Here is a 16,301-nt window from a genome sequence, read left to right on the forward strand (position 1 = left end):
GAGGGGCATTGGCGCAGTTGGTAGCGCGCTTCGTTCGCATCGAAGAGGTCAGGAGTTCGAATCTCCTATGCTCCACAAGATCAAGAACCCCGGGCGCTCTTTGCCCGGGGTCTTCTTGTGTGGCGGTGGCTCAGGTCGAACGCGTGGGACCGGGGTTTCGACCCGGGTCACCGACGACGGCCGTGAATGGACGGTGTCAGCTAGTGGCAGCCTGGCGTACGACGTCCTGCACCGACGCGAGGTCGCCCTGCCACGGCGCGCCGTGACCCGGCAGGAGCCAGGTCGCCTGGAGCCCCGAGAGCCGGCCGAGGGACTCGAGCGCACGGGCGGGCTCGTCGGTGAACGGTGCGGCCTGGACGCCGGTCCGCCCGGTGAGCACGTGCCGGGTCGTGAGCGCGTCGCCGACGAAGATCGCGTCGGCGACCGGCACGTGGACGGCGATGCTGCCAGGGGAGTGGCCCGGCATGCTGATGACGCGAGGTGAGCCCGGAAGCGGCAGCACCTCGCCGTCGGTGACCTCGGTGACCTCGGTGAGGTAGGAGGTCCGCCAGCCCTTCTTGCGGAGGGCGTACGTGACGAAGCCGAGCATCGGGCCGAGGCGTTTGGCGTCCGGGGGAGGCTTGGGCTTGTCGCCGCCGCGGGCCCGGTCGGCGTCATCCGCGTGGACGAACACCGGCACACCGTGGTCCTTGCGCAGCCGCTCGGCGAACCCGATGTGGTCGGAGTCGCCGTGGGTCAGGACGAGTCCGCGGACGTCGTCCACGCTGCGACCCATCGCGCTGAGCTCGGCGACGAATTCGCGCCAGTGACCCGGCAGACCGGCGTCGATGACGGTGACGCCGTCATCGGTGTCGACCAAGTAGGCGGCGACGATGTCGTTGCCGATGCGGTGCAGGTGCGGGCCGAGCTTCAACGGTCTCCCCGATCGTGAGTACGTGATACAACATGGCTACGGTAGTTAGCCGTGAAGGCTAATGTCAATAGCCAAGGAGGTCGTGACATGGCTGCGCCCGAGCGCACCTCCCTGGCCGAGATCGTCGACGCAGGACGCGAGCTCCTCGAGACCGGCGGGCCGGCGGGCCTCACGATGCAGGCCGTCGCACGTCGGGTCGGCGTACGGGCGCCGTCGCTCTACAAGCGCGTCCGCGACCGTGAGGCGCTCCTCGGCCTGATCGCAGGCGCGACGGTCGACGAGCTGAGCCTGCGGATGGCGGCCGCCGACGGCACCATCGCCGGGATTGCGCACGCCTATCGCGCGTTCGCGCACGAGCGCCCGGAAGGATTCCGGCTGACCATGTCGACGGCTGCCGACACCGAGTCGCTCGCACGCGCGAGTGTGCCGATCCTCAAGGCAGCCGAGGAGCTGGTGGGACCTGCCGAGGCGTTGGAGGCGGCCCGGCTCGTGACTGCATGGGTCAACGGTTTCGTGTCGATGGAGCTCGCCGGCGCGTTTCGCCTGGGCGGCGACATCGAGCGCGCCTTCGAGTTCGGGCTCGAACGGCTGACGGTCGCCCTCACCCCGCAGAGCTGACTCGCCGGGTCACTCCGTGATGCCGGCTGCATCCATGAGGATCTCGGCGGCGCGACGCGCGTCGTCCGCGGCCTGCGAGGTGCCGGCGATCGCGGCAGTCGTCTGGGCGCCCTCGGCGAGGATCGCGAGCTGCGGGCCGAGCCACGACGGTCCACCGGCCTGCTCGACGAGCCGGGCGACGTACGCCTGGAAGTCGGCCTTGTGGTCGCGCACGATCCCGGCGAGCGACTCGACCGTGCCACCGAGCTCGCCGAACGAGTTGATGAAGCCGCAGCCGCGGAAGTCGTTCTCACCGAACCAGGCGCCGAGGTAGTCGAAGATCGCGAGCAGCTGCCCGCGAGGAGTGGCGGCGTCGGCGACTGCGGCCGAGACGCTCGTCATCCAGCGCTCGTGCCGGCTGCGCAGGACCTCCTCGACGATGACCTCCTTCGACGGGAAGAGCTTGTAGAGCCGCTTGAGGGAGACGCCGCTCGCGTCGCGGAGGGCATCCATGCCCACGGACTGGATGCCCCGGAGGTTGTAGAGGCTGTCGGCCGTCGCGATCACCAGGTCGCGAGCGGCGTCGTCGCTCATGCTGCGCGCATCGTCGGTGGTGACCTTCGTCATGGAACCGATCCTCTCGGGGACTTGCGTAGAAAACGATCGTTCTCTAGTCTAGAGCATACCGGAGAACGAACGTTCTCCAGACTTCGAGAGGAACTGACATGGCAACGATCAAGGTCGGCACCGAGAACTCCACCGACATCGAGCTCTACTACGAGGACCACGGCACGGGTCAGCCCGTCGTCCTGATCCACGGCTATCCGCTGGACGGTCACTCGTGGGAGAAGCAGTCCGCCGCGCTCCTCCAGGCCGGCTACCGGGTCATCACGTACGACCGCCGCGGCTTCGGCCAGTCGAGCCAGCCGATCACCGGCTATGACTACGACACGTTCGCCGCAGACCTGAACGTCGTGCTCGAGACGTTGGACCTGCAGGACGTCGTCCTGGTCGGCTTCTCGATGGGCACCGGCGAGGTCGGCCGCTACGTCGGGACGTACGGCACCGACCGCGTGGCGAAGGTCGCGTTCCTCGCCTCGCTCGAGCCCTACCTGCTCCAGGTCGATGACAACCCCGCAGGCGTGCCCGCGGAGGTGTTCGACGGCATCCGCAAGGCTGCGACCGACGACCGTTTCGCGTGGTTCGACTCGTTCTACGAGAACTTCTACAACCTCGACGAGACCCTCGGAAGTCGCATCAGCGAGGCCACGGTCCGCGCCAGCTGGAACGTGGCCGCTGGATCGTCCTGGTACGCCGCATCGGCCGTGGTCGACTCCTGGCTGACGGACTTCCGCGACGACATCGCGAAGGTCGATGTCCCGGCGCTGATCGTGCACGGCACGGCTGACCGCATCCTGCCGATCGACTCGACCGGCCGCGAGTTCACGAAGCGGCTGCCGGCCGCCGAGTACGTCGAGATCGAGGGTGCGCCGCACGGCATGCTGGCAACCCACGCCGACGAGGTCAACGCTGCGCTGCTGGGCTTCCTGGGCCGTTGATCTGACCGGGGCCGCCGCACGCAGAAGCGACGGCCCCGCACTCCCAGAACAATCGAGCCCCGCCCGGGCCCGCAGGGGAAGCAGGGACCGGACGGGGCTCAGGGGGTTGACCCATGTCGAACATTCTTGGGCGCCGAACCTGCACGCAACCTGACTGCCAGTTGATCAGTTGCGGGGGAGGGTCAGCGTGAAGCTCGTGGGGTGGGACGTCGAGGTGACCCGCACGTCGCCCCCGAGCGTACGAGCGACGCGTCGCGCCAGGGCCAGGCCGAGGCCGGCGCCGTCGCTGCGCGGTCCGCGGTGGCCCGAGACGAACACCGACTCGGCGTCGTCGGGCGTCATCCCCTCGCCGTCGTCGCTGACCGTGATGTCGACGGTGCGGGCGTGAGTCGTGGCGGTGAACGTGACTGACGAGGCGGCGTGGCGAAGCGCGTTCTCTACGACGGGGGACAGGGCCCGGACGGCGTGCTCGTTGGGCGCCGCGATGCCGATCTCCCCGACCTCGGCGGAGACCGCGATGCCGGTGGTGTCGAGGTGCTCGAGCGTGGCGCTGACCAGCGTCGACGCTGTCGTACGCGCATCGGGACGGGGTGCGTGACGGGCGATCGCGAGGAGCGACGAGATCGTCGTGCTCATCCGGTCGACGACCTCGACGACCCGGCCGAAGCGCTCGCGGACGTCGGGGTCTGCGGTCGTCATCATGCCCAGCTCGGCCTCGCCGCGGATGGCGGTCAGCGGCGTGCGCAGCTCGTGCGCGAGCTCGGAGGTCAGCTGCTGCTCACCACGCAGCGCCCCGGCGACCCGGTCGAGCAGGACGTTGAGCGTACGGCCGAGGTGGCCGAACTCGTCGTCGGTGTTGGTGGCCTCGAACCGGGAGTCCAGGTCGTGCTCGCTCCAGTCCTCAGCACGGAGCGCCATCGACTCGACGGGTCCCAACGTACGTCTGACCGTCCACCAGGCGATCGCGGCCGAACCGGCGGTGACGGCGATGCTCACGACCACGAGGCCGAGCAGGGTGAGGTTGCGCGTCGACTCGTACGGCTCGAGCCTGGCGGCGGCGACGACCACCGCGGTGACCTTGCCGTTGCGCGTGACCGGGACGGCGAGGAACGAGCGCTCGTAGCGGTCGAGCTTGGCCTCGGTGCGTACGTCCGACAGTGATGCGGCCGCCTCGGTGACCCGGTCGGCGACGTGGGGACCCTGCACGAGTTCGCCGCCGGAGGTGAAGATCCACGTGGTGTCGTCGATGGAGTCGTCCTGCGTGTCGGGCGCCGTCACGGTGCCGTCGCTCCCCACGTCGACCGTCGCGGCGACCGCGGCCACCTGGTCGTGCAGCCGGTTGTCGATGTCATTGCGGGTCAGCGCCGACAGCACCAGCATGACCGTGGCGACCATGGCCACCATGGCGACCGCGGTCACCACGAGCGTCGTCAGGACGATGCGGGAGATGAGCGTACGGCCGGGGGTCCTCATCGCAGCGTGAACCCGACGCCACGCACCGTCGCGAGCTCGACGGGGGAGTCGATCTCGGCGAGCTTGACCCGCAGGCGCCGGATGTAGGAGTCGATCGTGTTCTCGTTGACGATCGCGCCGTCGGGCCAGGCTGCGGAGACGGCGGCCCTGCGGCGTACGACGACGCCCGGCTCGGCGGCGATCGCGGCGAGCAGGCGGTACTCCGTCGGGGTCAGCGGCACCTCGCCGGCGCTGGTGTGCACCGACATCCGGTCGGGGTTGAGGGTCAGACCACTGATCGTGACCGGGTCGGGCCTGCTGCGCCGGTGCAGCGCCTCGACGCGCACGAGCACCTCGGAGATCGCGAACGGCTTGACCACGTAGTCGTCACCCCCGGCGCGGAAACCGGAGACCCGGTCGTGCACCGCATCGAGGGCCGTCAGGAACAGCACGGGTGCGTGCTGACCGCCGGCACGCAGGGCCTGGCACACGTCCCGGCCGTCGGCGTCGGGCAGGCCGACGTCGAGGATCAGCACCTCGACGCCGCTGGTCGTGCCGAGGTTGTCGACGGCTTCCCGGCCGTTGCGGGCGATCACGACCTGGTGACCACCCATCCGCAGGGCGTCGGTCAGGACGCGACGGACGCCGGCGTCGTCCTCGCAGATGCCCACCACGGTCATGCCGCAATCGTGCACCACGAGCCCACGCTATGGGCCGTCCTCCGCTGACACAGTCAGGTCACAGGCAGGTTCGCGGGGTGACGGTGGTGGCGTGACTGCCCTCGCCGATCGCCCGCTCCGCGCTGCGGCAGGTCACGCGGGGCTTGCGGGTTGGACGGCCGTCGGCGCCGCAACGGTGGCGGTCGCGGTCCSCCTGCCGTACCTCGCACATGCGCCGAGCCCGGACGAAGCGGGCTTCCTGATGGTCGGCAAGCAGTGGAGCGGCGCCGGTTCGTCCCTGTACGGCAACCTCTGGGTCGACCGGCCGCCGCTGCTCATCACGATCTTCCGGCTCGCTGACCGGTTGGGAGGGCTCACGGCGCTGCGCCTGTTCGGCTGCGTCGCGGTCGTCCTCGTGGTGCTCGGCTCGGCAGGCGTTGCCGCGATGGTCGGCGGCCGGCCGGCCGCGCGGTGGGCCGCGGTCGCGGCGGCCGGCCTGTGCGTCAGTCCTCTGCTGGGCGGCTACGAGGTCAACGGCGAGCTGCTCGCCGCACCCCTGACGCTCGGCGGGATGGCCGGCGTGATCCTCGCCGTACGCTCGACAGAGCGCCGGGCCATCGTGTTGGCCGCCGGGGCCGCCGGTGCGTGCGCCATGGCGTCGCTGCTGGTCAAGCAGAACCTCGCGGACGCCGCGGTCTTCGGCCTCGCCGCGTTCGCGCTGTCGGGTCGGCACTTCTGGCTCCGGACGCGGGGCGCCCTGACCGGCGCGTTCGCCACGGCGGCGGTCGTTGCCGTGTGGACCGTCTGGCACGGCACGTCGCTGACCGGCGTCTTCGACGCGATGTATCCCTTCCGCGTCCACGCCGACCAGGTCCAGGCGGCGGGCGGCAGCCAGCACTCGATCAGCCGCCTCACGAGCCTTGCGGTCGCGTTCGTCGTCAGCGGGTTGGGCCTGCTGCTGCTCGGCGTGCTGCGCGACGAGGTGCTCCACCGGCGGCGCGACCCGCTGTGGTCCGCGCTCGTCGCCATGACCGGGTTCGCCGTGCTGTCGGTGCTGCTCGGCGGCAACTACTGGCACCACTACATGGTCGAGCTGGTCGTGCCGTTGTCGGTGGCGGCGGGGGTGCTGGCGGCCCGTCGGGACCTCGCAGCCAGGAGCGTGATCGCGTACGTGGCGGTGGCCGGTTGTCTCTGCTGGGCGCTCAGCGTGACCATGTCGCAGGGCAGCACGGGTCGCAGCGTGGGCCAGGCCGTGGCGGCGTCAGCGCAGCCCGGCGACACCATCGTCACGGTGTGGGGCCACGCGAACGTCACGTACGCCTCGGGGCTCTCCTCGCCGTACGCGCAGCTGTGGAGCCTGCCGGTCAAGACGCTCGACCCGCAGCTCACGGGCCTCGACGAGGTGCTGACCGGTCCCACGGCGCCGACCTGGGTCGTCGTGTGGAGACACGTGCCGTCGTGGGGCCTCGACACCGCCCGGACGAGCACGATCCTGGCGCATGACTACCGGCGTACCGGTACGGTCTGCGGCCGCACGGTCTATCTCCGTGCGGGCGTCGATCGACCCGCGCCCACCGTGGTCGGCGACTGTCATGCGTCGCCGACGCTGCTGAAGGAGGTCATGCCGTGATCTCGCGACGACTGACGCCCGAAGTCGTCAGCTTCCTCGCCGTCGGCGGTGCGGGCTACGTCGTGGACGTCAGCGCGTTCAACTACCTGCGCACCCTTCCTGTGCTCGGCTCGGTCGACCCGTCCGTCGCGAAGTGCCTCGCCGTCGCGCTGGCGATGGTCGTCACGTACGTCGGCAACCGGGCGGTCACCTGGCGCGGCGAGAGCTCGAGCGGCCGGCGGCGCGAGGTGGCGCTGTTCGTGCTGTTCAACGTCATCGGTCTGGGCTTCTCGGTGCTGACCCTCGCGGTGTCGCACGACCTGCTGGGACTCACGAGCCGGCTCGCCGACAACGTCTCGGCCAACGTCGTCGGGCTGGCCCTGGGCACGGCATTCCGCTTCTGGTCCTACCGGAGATTCGTCTTCCGCGCCGCTGTGTCCGCACGGGAAGCAACGCCGTCCCACGCTGGTTGAACCAGGTGTGAAGCTCTCGCTCCTGGACCGTTCCCGTACGCGGGCAGGCCGTCCCGAGGCTGAAGGGCTGACCGGCTCGATCGATCGTGGGATCAACGCGGAACGCCTGGGCTACGACCGGTTCTGGGTCGCCGAGCACCACGCCGTGCCGGGCATCGCCAGTGGTTCGCCTCCGGTGCTGCTGGCCGCGATCGGCGCCCGTACGAGCCGGATCAGGCTCGGTTCGGGCGGCGTCATGCTGCCGCACCACCAGCCACTCGTGGTCGCCGAGCAGTTCCTGATGCTCGAGGCGATGTACCCCGGCCGCATCGACCTCGGGCTCGGCCGCTCGTTGGGCTTCACCGCGCCCGTACGCGAGGCACTGCGCGATCACGGACCCGACACGTTCGAGGACGACCTGCGCGCCCTGCGGGCCTACCTCGACGGCCAGGCCGCCGTGACCGCACGACCCCGGACGGCCGGCCGGGTGCCGATGTACGTCCTCGCGACCGGCCGGGGCACCGTCATCGCCGCGCGCCTCGGGCTGCCGGCCGTCATCGGCGGCCCGATCCTCGCCGAGCCACGGCTCGACGAGGTGCTCCAGGCGTACCGCAGGGACTTCCGGCCGAGCCACGGGGTCGAGCGGCCGTATGTCGTGGTGTCGCTCGACGTGACCGTCGCCGACGACGACGCGACGGCACGTGAGCTCGCGCTGCCCGAGGCGTGGGCGATGGCGCGGTCTCGGCAGACGGGGGAGTTCCCTCCACTCGCGTCGGTCGACGACATCCGCCGCCAGACGTGGACGACCCAGGTGCGGGACCGGGTCGAAGCCTCGCTCGACCGGGCGGTCGCGGGTAGCCCGCAGACCGTCCGTCGTTCGCTCGAGCAGCTCGTGGAACGCACCGGCGCCGACGAGCTCCTCGCGTCCACCTCGACGTACGACCGCGAGGCGCTGTTAGCCTCCGACCAAGGTCTGCGCGACCTCGTGACAACTGTCTGACCTTCGTGTTCTGCTGGGCTGATCGGGGGTCAGGCAGGCCCAACACGAGGAGGCAACATGGCGACGAAGCTCAACCCTTATCTCAGCTTTCGCGACACGGCGACCGAGGCGATGGACTTCTACCAGTCCGTGCTCGGCGGCGAGCTGACCCGCAGCACGTTCGGCGAGAGCCACATGGATGTGGAACCGGCCGAGGCCGACAAGGTCATGCACTCGCAGCTCGAGACGCCCGGTGGCCTGACCCTGATGGCCGCCGACACCCCCGCGGGCATGGACTACAACCCCGGGACCAACGTCGCGGTGTCGCTGAGCGGCGAGGACGAGACCGAGCTGCGCGGCTGGTTCGAGGGACTGTCGGCGGGCGGCACCGTGACGGTGCCGATGGAGAGGGCGCCGTGGGGTGACACGTTCGGCATGTTCACGGACAAGTTCGGGATCAGCTGGATGGTCAACGCGGTGGGCAGCCAGAACGCCTAGGAGTCGAAGCCCAGTCCGAAGCGGTCGAGCAGGCGGAGCCAGAGGTTTCGTCGGCCGGTGCGGTCCGCGCGCTTGAGCGACCACGTCGTGATCTGGATGCCGAGCCACGCGAACGGCTCCGGCGGGAACGGCAGCGGCTTCGTGCGGACCATCTTCAGCCGGGTCCGCTCGGTCTCCTCGCCCGACAGCAGGTCGAGCATGACGTTGGCACCGAACCGCGACGCGCCGACGCCTAGCCCGGTGTAGCCCGTCGCGTACGCCACGGTGCCGTGAAAGGCGGTCCCGAAGAACGCGCAGAACCGTGTGCACGTGTCGATCACGCCGCCCCAGTGGTGGGAGAAACGTAGGCCCTCGAGCTGCGGGAACGTGTCGAAGAAGTTGGCCGCCAAAGCTGCGTACGTCTTGGGGCGGTGGTCGTACTTCGGCCCGGTGCTGCGACCGAAGTGGTAGATCGCGTCGTAGCCGCCCCACAGGATCCGGTTGTCGGCAGTGAGTCGGTAGTAGTGGAACTGGTTGCCCGAGTCCGACAGCCCCTGCCGGTTGCGCCAGCCGATCGACTCGAGCTGCTCGTCGGTGAGCGGCTCGGTCATCAGCACGTAGTCGTAGACCGGGACGGTGTGGAAGCGCAGCCGTCTGAGCAGGGGCGGCGCGGCATTCGTCGCAAGTGCCACCCGGTCGGCGGTGATCCCACCGCGCTCGGTGACCAACGCGATCCGCGGCCCGTACATCTTGAGGTCGGTCACTGGCGTGTGCTCGAGGATCACGACGCCGGCGGCCTCAGCCGCGGCGGCGAGGCCCCACGCCAGGCGGGCCGGGTCGAGCATCGCGGTGCCTTCGCGGTCCCACGTGCCGCCGAGGTACGTCGGCGAGTCCACCTCGCGTCGCAGGGCCGCGGCGTCGAGGAAGTCAGGGGCCGAGGAGTCGTACTCGGCGAGCTCGTGCGGCCGGGTCGCCACCGCGATCTCGCCGGTGCGCCGGAAGTCGCAGTCGATGCCGTAGCGCTCGATCGTCGCGGCGATCTCGTCGAGGTTCTCGAGGCCGAGCCGGTGCAGCTGGTCGTACTCGTCCGGCCAGCGATCGCGCCCGTTTGCCTCGCCATGCGTGAGGCTCGCGGAGCAGAATCCGCCGTTGCGCCCGGTGGCCTCGCCGGCGATGCGGCCGGCCTCGATCAGCACGACCTCGCGTGCGGGATCGCGCTCCTTGGCCATCAGCGCGGTCCACAGCCCGGTGAACCCGCCGCCCACGATCGCGAGGTCGGTGTTGAGGCTGCCGTCGAGCGCGGCCCGTGCCGGTGGCCGGTCGGGGGTGTCGAGCCAGTAGGGGACGGGTGCGGCGTCGGACCAGCTGGTCCGACGGTCCTGGGGTGCGGTCACGCCGTCATCCTGTCAGCAGCAGGGGTGAAGTGTCCGCGCCGAGGCGTACGTTCTGGGCATGATCACGGTCGAGGACGTGCGACGGGTCGCGCTCACGCTGCCGCGGGCGTACGAGGTGCTGGTGCGTGACCGCATCAAGTTCCGCGTCGGCAGCCTCGTCTTCGTCGCGTTCTCGCGCGACGAGACCCTGATGGGTTTCGGCTTCCCCCGCGAGGAGCGCGAGCACCTCGTCTCGTCGAGGCCCGAGACGTTCCAGCTGCCGTCACCGGGCGACATGCGATATCAGTGGGTCGTCGCCGACATGGCCGCGCTGGATCCCGACGAAATGGAGGAGCTCGTGATCGACGCCTGGCGCATGTGCGTGCCCAAGGGTGTCGCGCGAAAGTTCCTCGACGGGATCTAGTTCCAGCCGCGGCGACGCGCGACGAGCCGGTAGGCGCCGTACAGCAGGATCACGATCGCCAGCCAGGGCAGCAGCACGCCGGCGACCTCGACGACGTTGTTGACCGTCGACACCAGGGCGTTCCAGCCGTCGGTCAGTCCGCCCTTGAACCCGCCGGGCTCGACCGAGTCGGCCTTGGCCTTCTGCGACAGGTCGATCGACAGCGTCGAGAGGGACACCTGGTCCTTCATCTGCTTGCGCTGCGCCTCGAGGCTCTCGAGCTGCTCCTGTCGCTGGGTCAGCGCGTTCTCGGCCTTGATCAGCTCGCCACTCGTGTCGGCCTTCGCCATGATCCGCTCGAGCCGGTTGATCGACAGCTGCAGCGCCTCGATGCGGGCGTCGAGGTCCTTGGCCTGGGCGGTCACGTCGTCGTTCTGCAACGAGACGTTGGTGACCTTGCCGTACGTCTCGAGGCGCTTGATCGTCGCGGTCACCTTGGTGCTGGGCACCCGCACCGTGACGAACGCCGACGCGTCGTCGCCGTCGCCGTGCTCGGTGCGGCTGTCGACCCGGCCGCCGATCGTCTCGGCGTACGCACTGATCTTCTGGGCGACCGCGCGCGGGTTCTTGACCCGCACGTTGATCTCGCCGGTCGTGATGACCTCGCGGTCGTCGTCGGGGGCGGCTGCCTTGTCCTGCGTGGCGGTGGAACCGGCCGCGCTGTCGTCGCCGGCTGTGGTGCTCAGGGCGTTGTCCCTGGAGGCGTACGGCTTGCCGGTCTCGGCCTTCTGGGCGCTGCCGCCGCCGGCCGCGTCGCTCCCGTCACCGGCATCGCTGCCGTTGCTGAGTGCGCCGATGCCGACCGAGCCGAAGCCGACCACGACGACGCTGGCCGCGGCCAGCCCGATCGTCATACGGGCCCGGTGGCCCCGCTTGGCGATGTCCTGGTCGACGACGTGCATGACGGTCGAGCGCATCTTCGCGATGCGGTCGTCGTCGAGCGTGGGGGTGGTCATGATGTCTCCCTCATGGAACGGAGGTCGGCGCGAAGCCTGGTGCGGAGTCGTGAGACGCGGTTGCGTACGGCGGCGTGGCTGACCCCGAGCTCGCGGGCCGCCGACTCGTACGTGTCGTCGCCGGCGACGCACATCTCGTAGAGCCTTTGGTCGGTCGGCGACAGTGCGGCGACGGCTTTCTCGATCTCGCCGCGTATCTGCCCGGCGACGACCTCGTCCTCGACCGAGGCGTCGTCCGGCAGGTCGGCGTTGAGCTGGATGCTGCGCGTCTTGACCTTCTGCGAGCGGCGTCGCGCGTTGAGGGCCGTGAAGCGGGCGGTGACCAGCAGCCACGGCAGCACCGAGTCGTCCACGACCGTGATGCGCCGGATCTTGTCCCACGTCGTGATGAACACGTCCTGGGTGACGTCCTCGGCCTCGCGCTGGTCCCGCACCACGGCGTACGCCTGCCAGTAGACCGGCCGCACGTGCCGGTCGTACAGCTGGCCGAACGCGGCCCGGTCGCCGGCGGCGGCGCGCGCCAACAGCTCCCGGTCCCCTTCAGCGGTGGTCGTCGGTGATGTCACCCGGCGCTCCGATCTCTGCGGTGTGCGGACGTCTCTACCCACAGATGTCCGGACGTGCCACACCGTCTCATGTCCGGAGCAACTTTTCCGCAGGTCACCGCATCGGGGTTCCGCCTCGTACGATGGTGCAGCAGGGAGGTCACCGATGAAGCGCATTCTCGCGGCACTCGTCGCCGCGGCGACGGCCGTGCTCGTGGTGACCCTGCTGTCGTCGGGGTCCGAGTCGCCGGCTCCCGCTCGCGCGCCCGGGTCGACCGCCCTGCAGAACGCGACCCTCGACCAGGTCGTCGTGCCGGCGGACCCACCCAAGGCGAAGTACGTCCGGACGATCTTCGCGACGTCGAGCCTCAAGCGGTCGGAGTTCATGCTCGACATCTGCAAGGGGCCGATCGCCATCTTCGTGGGCGAGCACCGGCCGCGCCTCATCGCCGAGCACGACTACTGCGGCGGCCTCGAGTGGATGCCCAAGCTCGGCAAGGGCGACGCGATCAAGCTCTCCGGCGACGGCGTGCAGGACGGCACCTACGTCGTGACGTCGATCGGGCACGTCCCTCGCAACGAGGCCAAGGTGCGCGACCTGCCCGACACCGACATCGTGCTGCAGACCTGCGTCAGCCAGAACACGATGGTCCTCGTCGGCATGGACCTGTTCGACCCCCTCGCCGTCACCAGCTGACACGGCATTCGCGGCTTTTTCGCGAATTCACACGCGACAACACGTCACGGGTCTACTGTCAGCGCCAGGGAGAGCCGTGGGAGCGGCTTGTTTGAGGGAGCGAACAATGAACGATGTCTTCACGGCACGGTCCAGGCCCGCGTTGCGCGAGGCCATGCAGACCTACGCACGCGTGCGTAGCCGAAGGCGCTTCACGTACAGCTGACATGGCGCACGGGCCCGGCCATCAATTTCGGGTGATTGCCGTGTCTAGCTGAGGCGGTCCCAGCGGACCGTTCGTGAACGTTCACTCATTGCGTTGAAGCCAGGGGAGCGGCTGCTCGCAATGCCATGGGGAGGGAGACCCATATGGCTTTCTTTGTGGTACGTCATCGCGAGGGTGCGACTCGCCCGCGCGGCAAGGGCCGTGACGAACACGGCGCCGTCGCCGTCGCGGTCGCACTGCTGTCGACCGTCCTTGTCGCTGCGGCGGGACTGGGCGTCGACACCGCCAAGGTGACGTACGAGAAGGGCCGAGTGCAGCACAGCGCGGACAATGCCGCGATGGCGATCGCGCAGGACTGCGCGCTGAACAAGTCCACGTGCACCGCGCCGGGTGCTCTCAGCACGGCGACGTACTTCGCGAACCAGAACGCACCGGGCAGCACCGTGGCCGGCAGTGGCGTCGTGTTGGGTGCTGACAGCGTCAAGGTCACGGTTGGCAAGACGGTCACCACCAGCCTGATGAAGGTGGTCGGGGTCAACTCCAAGGTGGTCACAGCCTCCGCAACGGCGAAGTGGAACGGCCATCCGACTGAGGGAACGACGATGCTGCCGATGGGCATCCCGTACTGCATGTACAAGGACAACCAGCCACCGGCGACCACCCCGCTCCTGCTGCGATCCGACGTCATCAGTGTGGTCTTCAACGTCATCGTGCAGGGCGGAACGGCTGGCCGGCTCATCACGACTCTCGTGGGCGACCTGCTCGGGGTGACGGACGCCTGCACGGGGCCGACCGGGCTGAACCTCAAGATGTTGCGCGGGCCCATCTGGCTGTCCGGTCTCGAAGGGGCCCTGCACGGGGCGTTCAACTGGAATTCCTCCGTCTGCAACATGCACTTGGGGACCATCGACGGGTTCCTCGGGAGCACGCTGAGCTCAGTCATCCCGTCGAGCTGCGTCAACAAGCTGGGCTCGTCGATCAAGAAGGGTCAGGTCGTCCTGCTGCCGATCTACGTTCCGTCGATCAGTCTGCAGCAGCTCGGGCTCGAGCTCGACGGCTGCTTGCTGGGGATCTGCTCAGCGAAGATCCCGCCGCGGATCGGGATCAAGGTCCTGGGCTTCGCGCCGTTCAAGATCACTGGTTGGAACTATCCGAACAACTCCAACCCCGACGCCAGCGCACCGCAGTGCTTCTCGATCCCGCTCTTGGTGCATCCCCCGGCAAGCATCGGTTGCAACGGGATCCAGGGCTACTTCGTGAAGACGATGCAGGCGAAGCCGGACTTCACCTACTCGCAGTCCGGAGCCGACTACGGCGCGAGCTCGGTCGCGTTGACCAACTGATCGCACCATCCCACGGAAAGGACGACCGTCATGGCTTACATCCTGATACTTGGAGGATCTCCCGATCTCGTTGATCGGGTCCGCTCCGTTCCCGGCCACATCGTGTCCGCGCTCGACCGCGCGGGGATGGACGAGCTGGCGCGCGTCAACGGCTTGGAGAGTGTGCTCAACGTCCGGGACGACATGCTGGCCGACATGGCGATCCTGGGTGACGGACTACCCGTCGCCGAGGCGCTGTCGATGGCTGAGTCGATGGGCACGCTGTTCCCGAGCGTGGACCGCGTCCTCGTCGCCGAGCCCGACACGGAGCTGGTCCTCCGGGCCATGCGTTCAGGGGTCCGCGACATCGTCTCCAGGGATGCGACCGAGGACGAGCTCAAGGTCCTGATGCACCGAGCGGACCGAAGCCCGACGTCCGTCCGACGCGATGATGCGAACCCGCCACCCAACGACCTTCACCGGATGATCGTGGTGTCCGGCCCCAAGGGGGGAGTCGGCAGGAGCACCGTGGCCACCAACGTTGCCCTGGCGCTGGCTCGAACCGCCCCGATGGACACTGTCCTGGTCGATCTCGATCTTCAGTTCGGAGACGCCGGCGAGCTCCTCGACATCACCCCGTCGCACACGATTGCCGAGGCGTTCGGGTCTGCCGGCTCCCTGGACGGGTTGATCCTCAAGACGCTTCTCACGGTCCATCGCGCCGGCTTCTACGTGCTGTGCACAGGTGAGTCCCCCGCCTCGTCGGACGAGATGTCGGCTGCCCAGGTCCGGCAGCTGCTTCGGCAGCTGTCGGCGCAGTTCCGCTACGTCGTGGTCGACACCGCGGCTGGCATGAATGACCAGACCTTGGCGGCCATCGACGAGGCGAGCGACCTGCTGCTCGTGGCGAGCATGGACCTCTCGAGCGCGCGCGCCGTGCGTCGCGAGGTCGACATGTTGGTTGCGCGTGGTGTCGCACCTGCGTCCCGTCACGTCGTCATGAACTTTGCCGATCGGCAGTCCGGCATCGGCGTGCGCGAGGTTGAAGCAGCCATCGGCCTCCCGATCGAGGTGCTGGTCCCGCGTTCACGTGAGGTCAAGCTCTCGAACGATCTGGGACGACCGGTCATTGAGCGCAAGCGCCGCTGCGCAGCCGGCAAGGCCTTCGACAGGGTCGTCGATCTCATCCGCGCGGACGAACTGGTCACGAGGAGCAACAAGCACCGAGGTGTGCTCGTGCCGTAGTCCCGATGACTTCTGGGCATTTCGAGACGAGAGGAGAAAGCGCAATTACGCTCGGAACCAGCCGCCCTGTCGGCACCAGTGCAAGGAGTCCACCTCATGCGTGCCCATCGACTGCTTCGAAAGCTCGCCACCACGCGCCACGATGAAGCGGGCGCGGCCATGGCGGAGTACGCGCTGGTGGCGGTCGGAATCGCTGTGGTCGTTGCCCTGGCAGCCGCCGCGTTCGGCGGCCGCGTAGCCGCCATGTTCGCGACGTTCTGAGTCCGGACACTCCGGACCCTGCGACCGTCGATCAGCATCACCGCTGACTGACTGGGCACCTCGGGTGCGCAGCCAGACCTCGGGCGTCGGACAGCTCGTGGGTGACCCACGGAGGCGTCACTGTCGCGTACCGATCGCCTGTCGACCAAAGTCACTTTGGCCTGCGATCCGAGCGAAAATCGAAATGTCTAGTCACAAATGATGATCTTTCGAACTAACAGTGTGTCTCACAAAAAACTGGGTCTACGTTTCCGAGTGGGAGGGTCGCCAAAGGCGGCTTTGAACACGAAGACGCCGCACCTGCGGCCTTACTGAAAAGGACAAAGACATGAACTTCATCGATCGAATCTTCTTCATGACGATCACGATGCTGTCCGATCGCCCCAGGCGTGACGACAAGGGTGCGGCGATGGTCGAGTACGCGCTGCTCGTCGCCGGCATCGCCGTCGTCGTCGGTGTTGCCGCCGCTGCGCTCGGCGGACGTATCTCCACCATGTTCGGCGGACTGCCGTGATCTAGAGCTGGTCGATCAGTCTC

19 protein-coding genes and 1 tRNA gene are annotated in these 16,301 nt (G+C 68.7%); 13 read left to right on the forward strand and 7 right to left on the reverse strand.

From position 1 onward, the window contains the following. Window positions 1-2: 2 nt before the first annotated feature. Window positions 3-75, forward strand: a tRNA-Ala gene (locus ASE12_RS16680). Between the two features lie 121 nt (window positions 76-196). Here the strand turns inward: ASE12_RS16680 and ASE12_RS16685 are convergent. Beyond that, on the reverse strand, window positions 197-913 hold the full coding sequence (locus ASE12_RS16685) for an MBL fold metallo-hydrolase (protein WP_056403129.1): 717 nt from the start codon (window positions 911-913) through the stop codon (window positions 197-199). Window positions 914-1,000: 87 nt separating this feature from the next. On the opposite strand from ASE12_RS16685, the gene ASE12_RS16690 reads away from it, so the two are divergent. Next, a complete protein-coding gene (locus ASE12_RS16690; RefSeq protein WP_056403131.1) occupies window positions 1,001-1,531 on the forward strand; it encodes a TetR/AcrR family transcriptional regulator in 531 nt (176 codons plus the stop codon). A 9-nt stretch (window positions 1,532-1,540) separates the two neighbouring features. On the opposite strand, the gene ASE12_RS16695 is transcribed toward ASE12_RS16690, so the two are convergent. After that, complete coding sequence (locus ASE12_RS16695; RefSeq protein ID WP_157413025.1) at window positions 1,541-2,137, reverse strand: TetR/AcrR family transcriptional regulator; 597 nt, start codon at window positions 2,135-2,137, stop codon at window positions 1,541-1,543. 98 nt (window positions 2,138-2,235) lie between these two features. Here ASE12_RS16695 and ASE12_RS16700 point away from each other — a divergent pair, with 98 nt between their 5' ends. Then, window positions 2,236-3,069, forward strand: a complete 834-nt coding sequence (locus tag ASE12_RS16700) for an alpha/beta fold hydrolase (RefSeq protein WP_056403133.1) — start codon at window positions 2,236-2,238, stop codon at window positions 3,067-3,069. 165 nt (window positions 3,070-3,234) lie between these two features. On the opposite strand, the gene ASE12_RS16705 is transcribed toward ASE12_RS16700, so the two are convergent. Both ASE12_RS16705 and ASE12_RS16710 read right to left on the reverse strand, forming a co-directional pair. Then, window positions 3,235-4,542, reverse strand: a complete 1,308-nt coding sequence (locus tag ASE12_RS16705; protein ID WP_056403136.1) for a HAMP domain-containing sensor histidine kinase — start codon at window positions 4,540-4,542, stop codon at window positions 3,235-3,237. Further along, window positions 4,539-5,201: a response regulator transcription factor gene (locus ASE12_RS16710; RefSeq protein WP_056403139.1), complete on the reverse strand. Its 663-nt coding sequence runs from the start codon at window positions 5,199-5,201 to the stop codon at window positions 4,539-4,541. The genes ASE12_RS16705 and ASE12_RS16710 overlap by 4 nt, the downstream gene beginning before the upstream one ends. A 91-nt stretch (window positions 5,202-5,292) precedes the next feature. Between ASE12_RS16710 and ASE12_RS16715 the strand changes: the two genes are divergently transcribed. The 4 genes from ASE12_RS16715 to ASE12_RS16730 are packed head-to-tail and all read left to right on the forward strand — an operon-like array spanning window position 5,293 to window position 8,718. Beyond that, entirely contained in the window at window positions 5,293-6,810 is a 1,518-nt protein-coding gene (locus ASE12_RS16715) for a hypothetical protein (protein ID WP_157413027.1), read from the forward strand. Then, a complete protein-coding gene (locus ASE12_RS16720; protein WP_056403144.1) occupies window positions 6,807-7,262 on the forward strand; it encodes a GtrA family protein in 456 nt (151 codons plus the stop codon). Before ASE12_RS16715 ends, ASE12_RS16720 begins: the two co-directional genes overlap by 4 nt. Before the next feature lie 7 nt (window positions 7,263-7,269). Next, on the forward strand, window positions 7,270-8,241 hold the full coding sequence (locus ASE12_RS16725; protein ID WP_056403147.1) for an LLM class flavin-dependent oxidoreductase: 972 nt from the start codon (window positions 7,270-7,272) through the stop codon (window positions 8,239-8,241). A gap of 57 nt (window positions 8,242-8,298) precedes the next feature. Beyond that, window positions 8,299-8,718: a VOC family protein gene (locus tag ASE12_RS16730; protein WP_056403150.1), complete on the forward strand. Its 420-nt coding sequence runs from the start codon at window positions 8,299-8,301 to the stop codon at window positions 8,716-8,718. On the opposite strand, the gene ASE12_RS16735 is transcribed toward ASE12_RS16730, so the two are convergent. Further along, entirely contained in the window at window positions 8,715-10,091 is a 1,377-nt protein-coding gene (locus ASE12_RS16735; protein WP_056403153.1) for an FAD-binding oxidoreductase, read from the reverse strand. The two genes, ASE12_RS16730 and ASE12_RS16735, sit on opposite strands and share 4 nt — an antisense overlap. Window positions 10,092-10,149: 58 nt before the next feature. Between ASE12_RS16735 and ASE12_RS16740 the strand changes: the two genes are divergently transcribed. Next, the gene (locus ASE12_RS16740) at window positions 10,150-10,494 is read left to right on the forward strand and encodes an MmcQ/YjbR family DNA-binding protein (RefSeq protein WP_056403156.1); all 345 of its coding nucleotides are present in this window, start codon (window positions 10,150-10,152) and stop codon (window positions 10,492-10,494) included. Here the strand turns inward: ASE12_RS16740 and ASE12_RS16745 are convergent. Further along, complete coding sequence (locus tag ASE12_RS16745; protein WP_056403159.1) at window positions 10,491-11,489, reverse strand: DUF4349 domain-containing protein; 999 nt, start codon at window positions 11,487-11,489, stop codon at window positions 10,491-10,493. The genes ASE12_RS16740 and ASE12_RS16745 overlap by 4 nt on opposite strands. After that, window positions 11,486-12,055: an RNA polymerase sigma factor gene (locus ASE12_RS16750; protein ID WP_056403161.1), complete on the reverse strand. Its 570-nt coding sequence runs from the start codon at window positions 12,053-12,055 to the stop codon at window positions 11,486-11,488. Before ASE12_RS16750 ends, ASE12_RS16745 begins: the two co-directional genes overlap by 4 nt. 145 nt (window positions 12,056-12,200) lie before the next feature. Between ASE12_RS16750 and ASE12_RS16755 the strand changes: the two genes are divergently transcribed. From ASE12_RS16755 to ASE12_RS16770, 5 genes are all read left to right on the forward strand, one after another. Further along, window positions 12,201-12,731 (forward strand): hypothetical protein, encoded by a 531-nt coding sequence (locus tag ASE12_RS16755; RefSeq protein WP_056403163.1) that lies wholly within the window; start codon window positions 12,201-12,203, stop codon window positions 12,729-12,731. A 348-nt stretch (window positions 12,732-13,079) separates the two neighbouring features. After that, window positions 13,080-14,279 carry a TadE/TadG family type IV pilus assembly protein gene (locus ASE12_RS16760; protein ID WP_162255510.1) on the forward strand — a complete coding sequence of 400 codons (1,200 nt, stop codon included), beginning with the start codon at window positions 13,080-13,082 and terminating at the stop codon, window positions 14,277-14,279. A gap of 30 nt (window positions 14,280-14,309) precedes the next feature. After that, window positions 14,310-15,503 (forward strand): P-loop NTPase, encoded by a 1,194-nt coding sequence (locus ASE12_RS16765; RefSeq protein WP_082582348.1) that lies wholly within the window; start codon window positions 14,310-14,312, stop codon window positions 15,501-15,503. Between the two features lie 96 nt (window positions 15,504-15,599). Continuing rightward, a complete protein-coding gene (locus ASE12_RS20140) occupies window positions 15,600-15,764 on the forward strand; it encodes a Flp family type IVb pilin (protein ID WP_157413029.1) in 165 nt (54 codons plus the stop codon). A 328-nt stretch (window positions 15,765-16,092) separates the two neighbouring features. Beyond that, on the forward strand, window positions 16,093-16,278 hold the full coding sequence (locus tag ASE12_RS16770) for a Flp family type IVb pilin (protein ID WP_056403171.1): 186 nt from the start codon (window positions 16,093-16,095) through the stop codon (window positions 16,276-16,278). The last annotated feature ends 23 nt before the right edge of the window (window positions 16,279-16,301 follow it).

The organism is Aeromicrobium sp. Root236, from assembly GCF_001428805.1.
In the GTDB taxonomy this organism is placed as follows: Bacteria; Actinomycetota; Actinomycetes; order Propionibacteriales; family Nocardioidaceae; genus Aeromicrobium.

Bases quoted from the DNA above. Each gene is read 5' to 3' on its own strand.
- ASE12_RS16730 (WP_056403150.1), top strand. From the start codon at position 8,299: ATGGCGACGAAGCTCAACCCTTATCTCAGCTTTCGCGACACGGCGACC.
- ASE12_RS16695 (WP_157413025.1), bottom strand. From the start codon at position 2,137: ATGACGAAGGTCACCACCGACGATGCGCGCAGCATGAGCGACGACGCC.
- ASE12_RS16690 (WP_056403131.1), top strand. From the start codon at position 1,001: ATGGCTGCGCCCGAGCGCACCTCCCTGGCCGAGATCGTCGACGCAGGA.
- ASE12_RS16700 (WP_056403133.1), top strand. From the start codon at position 2,236: ATGGCAACGATCAAGGTCGGCACCGAGAACTCCACCGACATCGAGCTC.
- ASE12_RS16710 (WP_056403139.1), bottom strand. From the start codon at position 5,201: ATGACCGTGGTGGGCATCTGCGAGGACGACGCCGGCGTCCGTCGCGTC.
- ASE12_RS16765 (WP_082582348.1), top strand. From the start codon at position 14,310: ATGGCTTACATCCTGATACTTGGAGGATCTCCCGATCTCGTTGATCGG.
- ASE12_RS16760 (WP_162255510.1), top strand. From the start codon at position 13,080: ATGGCTTTCTTTGTGGTACGTCATCGCGAGGGTGCGACTCGCCCGCGC.
- ASE12_RS20140 (WP_157413029.1), top strand. From the start codon at position 15,600: ATGCGTGCCCATCGACTGCTTCGAAAGCTCGCCACCACGCGCCACGAT.
- ASE12_RS16755 (WP_056403163.1), top strand. From the start codon at position 12,201: ATGAAGCGCATTCTCGCGGCACTCGTCGCCGCGGCGACGGCCGTGCTC.
- ASE12_RS16745 (WP_056403159.1), bottom strand. From the start codon at position 11,489: ATGACCACCCCCACGCTCGACGACGACCGCATCGCGAAGATGCGCTCG.
- ASE12_RS16770 (WP_056403171.1), top strand. From the start codon at position 16,093: ATGAACTTCATCGATCGAATCTTCTTCATGACGATCACGATGCTGTCC.
- ASE12_RS16740 (WP_056403156.1), top strand. From the start codon at position 10,150: ATGATCACGGTCGAGGACGTGCGACGGGTCGCGCTCACGCTGCCGCGG.
- ASE12_RS16705 (WP_056403136.1), bottom strand. From the start codon at position 4,542: ATGAGGACCCCCGGCCGTACGCTCATCTCCCGCATCGTCCTGACGACG.